The organism is Moorena sp. SIO4A5 (assembly GCF_010672005.1).
GTDB lineage: Bacteria > Cyanobacteriota > Cyanobacteriia > Cyanobacteriales > Coleofasciculaceae > Moorena.
The window spans coordinates 1-3,114 of sequence record NZ_JAAHHZ010000576.1; the positions used below are offsets into that span (position 1 = coordinate 1).

Consider the following 3,114-nt stretch of genomic DNA (forward strand, 5'->3'; position numbering starts at 1 on the left):
CCCCAATCCCATTTTGGTGGCACTGGTCGATAAAATACATCAAGTCTTGTGGGCTACCATAGCGCGAGGTACAGGCATAGTAACCAGTAACCTGATAGCCCCAAGAGCCATCAAAGGGATGCTCTGCCAGGGGTAAGATTTCGATATGGGTGAAGCCCAATTGCTTGATATAAGGAATTAATTTTTGGGCTAGTTCTCGGTAAGTCAGGAAACGGGCTCCTGGTTTGAGGTCTGAAACGGTTACCACGGTTAGGGTTTCACCATTTGCTCCCTGAGGAAGTTTAGCTGAAGAACCATGAAGCCAAGAGCCCAGATGTAGCTCATAGACAGAAATCGGTTGCCTCAAGGGGTCAGTGTGACGCCGATGCTCCATCCAGTGGTGATCATGCCACTGATAGTCATCCAAGTTGGTAACAATCGAAGCAGTTTTCGGTCTGACCTCTTGTTGGAAACCATAGGGGTCAGATTTCTCGTAGATATGACCTTCGGAATTTTTAATCTCGTACTTGTAGGATTCTCCCACTCCCAGTTCAGGAATAAAGAGTTCCCAGATACCAGTGGCCCCTTTGCGCATCTGATGTTGACGCCCATCCCAATCATTAAAATCCCCGATCACTGAAACATTACGAGCATTAGGTGCCCAAACGGCAAAATAGACTCCCTCAACCCCATCAATTTCTGTAGGATGAGCCCCCAGTTTCTGGTAGATGCGGTGATGATTCCCTTCTGCAAATAGGTGCAAATCAAACTCGGTTAGTTTGGCAGAACGGAAGTGATAGGGGTCATAGCTAACCCATTCGCGTCCGCCTTTTTTAATGCGCAGTTGGTAATTAGCCAGCCGAGGTGTTTCAATTTCCACCTCAAAAAAGTGAGGATGGTGTACCGATTGCATTGGGTAAGACTTCCTTTCCGTTGGCAGAACTACCCATGCTGCTTCTGCATTTGGTAGATAAGCCCGCACCACCCAACTAACCTTACCATCCTGCTCAAATTTATGGGAACCAAGCACCTCAAAGGGGTTATGATGTTGGTTTCCTACGATCTGGTCAATTTGTTCGGGATTAATTCTTGAATACATTCAGGGTAAACAGGTCTGGGAGTATCACCGTTAGAACGGAAGGATTGTCCGAAACAAATCGCTCAGTTGCAACAGAAAAATCAATTCTCGAATCTGGGGGTCAAGGCCAGGGCTGGTTGAGCGTTGTGCTATGGCATCTTGCAGTTGGGCGTATTCAGCGGGATTCATTGGCTTGCCATCAAGAGGCGATCGCGCTTCAATAATAATCTCAGTTCTCAACACCTCTTCTGGTAGATCTTCCGGAGGTGGTAAACACCAACCTGGTCTAGCTACAAGTATAGCGATAGTTAATTCTAGGCCAATTCCTAACAATTTCAACAATTTAGCCATCACCAACAAGATTGATTACTTAAATTGAGTCGTTAATCAAATCCTATGTGACGTACTCCCGACGTTGCCCTAACGGGACAACGCGGGCTTCTTGCCAACACCAGGTATCCCTATCGGGCTTTGCCCGACGCTACGCGAACGGTTACTCGGCAAGCTTTACTGCTGACGGGACGCCCCACCGCCAAATTCAATATGTTTATTGCCGCATTCACATCACGATCCGCTGTAAACCCACAGTGAGGACAAGAATGGATGCGGTCTTTTAATTTTTTAGGGACTTTCGTTCCACAATTGGAACAGTTTTGGCTGGTATTTCTGGGATTCACTGCCTTCGTGATTAGTCCAGCATTTATGGCTTTGACTGATAAGATAGACAGAAATTGACCCCAACCAGCATCTAATATAGATTTAGCTAATTTAGTTTTCGCTAAACCTTTAATGTTCAACTTTTCATGAGCTACTAAATCATGATTGTTTAGTAATCCCTTTGCTGTTTTAAAATGAAAGTCTTTCCGAGTGTCAGCAACTCTTTTATGGGCTTTGCCTAATTTGCTAACAGCCTTTTTCCTGTTGTTACTACCTTTTTTAGACCGACTAACAACTTTTTGGATCTTCTTTAGCCGTTTTTGAGCCTTTCGATAGTATTGGGGTATTGGTACCTCTGAACCATCAGACTTAACAAGAAAAGACTTGAGACCCATATCTATCCCAATGGGATTTTCAACGCTATCTACTGGGATAACCTCTGGAACACTATCATCTTGGATTGACAACGTAACATAGTAGCCATCAGCCTTTCGGGTTATGGTAGCTGTTTTGATTTTGAATCCTTCTGGGATAGGTCGGTGATAAATCATCTTGACTTTGCCAAATTTTGGAAGAGTCAAGATGTTGCCATTTATAGGATTCTTGGATAGAGAAGGAAAAGTAAACGACTTGTATCTATTTTTACTTTTAAATCGAGGTCTTCCGCTCTTTTTCCCATTACTATCTCCCTTAAGAAACCGCTTAAAAGCCAGATCTACTCTCTTTACGCAATCCTGTAATACGTGAGCGTGAATATAACTATACCAAGGTCTATCTTTCTTTAGCTGAGGTAGAGTTTTCTTCTGGGAAAAGTAGTCAGGGTTATTTCTTAGATCTGGTAAATGACAAACAAGGGGACAAGAATTAATAGGACAGCGATTCTGCTCAAACCAATTAAACCTGTCTGCCAACAAATAGTTGTACTGATGACGCAACATGTCCAGCCATTTCTCTACTTTTGCAATTTGCGACTTTGCTAGTCTTAATCGGTATTGATATGCATATCTCATTTTTGTCCTCTTGCTTATCGACCTATTGTTAGTCTAACATTTGGGGATCCATATGACAATCCAAAATACCGAAAAGATGAAAGATAAAAAGTTGATAGTCAGAGTAACTGAATTTGAAAAACGACAATTAAAACAGGAGGCCGATAAGAGAGGGATGACCCCCTCTGAGTTGATTAGAAGCTTGATAGCTCGTTTCCCTATCCCCCAGGATTCCTAATTGGTGACTCCGTTTCACTCCATCACCGGGCTATCCTTCCTAGAGACGAAACCTGATTGTTAGTGGAGCCTTAATCATAAAGTTTTCACCAAAGGTGCGCTTTCCTTGTCTTGATGCAATAGCGAGTGGGGGGAACCCCCAAGACCGCGCTGCATCGCTAGGCGAATTAAATA

Annotated in this window: 4 protein-coding genes; 1 reads left to right on the plus strand and 3 read right to left on the minus strand. The window is 43.6% G+C overall.

Features of this window, described 5'->3' with window-relative positions:
• From F6K57_RS41270 to F6K57_RS41280, 3 genes are all read right to left on the minus strand, one after another.
• Positions 1-1,078, minus strand: a 1,078-nt coding sequence (locus F6K57_RS41270; protein ID WP_293074887.1) for an alpha-amylase family glycosyl hydrolase, incomplete at its 3' end; no start/stop codon positions are given.
• A 30-nt stretch (positions 1,079-1,108) separates the two neighbouring features.
• Positions 1,109-1,408 (minus strand): hypothetical protein, encoded by a 300-nt coding sequence (locus F6K57_RS41275; protein ID WP_075904260.1) that lies wholly within the window; start codon positions 1,406-1,408, stop codon positions 1,109-1,111.
• Between the two features lie 110 nt (positions 1,409-1,518).
• Complete coding sequence (locus F6K57_RS41280; RefSeq protein WP_075904258.1) at positions 1,519-2,724, minus strand: RNA-guided endonuclease TnpB family protein; 1,206 nt, start codon at positions 2,722-2,724, stop codon at positions 1,519-1,521.
• A gap of 52 nt (positions 2,725-2,776) precedes the next feature.
• On the opposite strand from F6K57_RS41280, the gene F6K57_RS41285 reads away from it, so the two are divergent.
• A complete protein-coding gene (locus F6K57_RS41285) occupies positions 2,777-2,941 on the plus strand; it encodes a CopG family transcriptional regulator (protein ID WP_229424105.1) in 165 nt (54 codons plus the stop codon).
• Positions 2,942-3,114 lie beyond the last annotated feature (173 nt).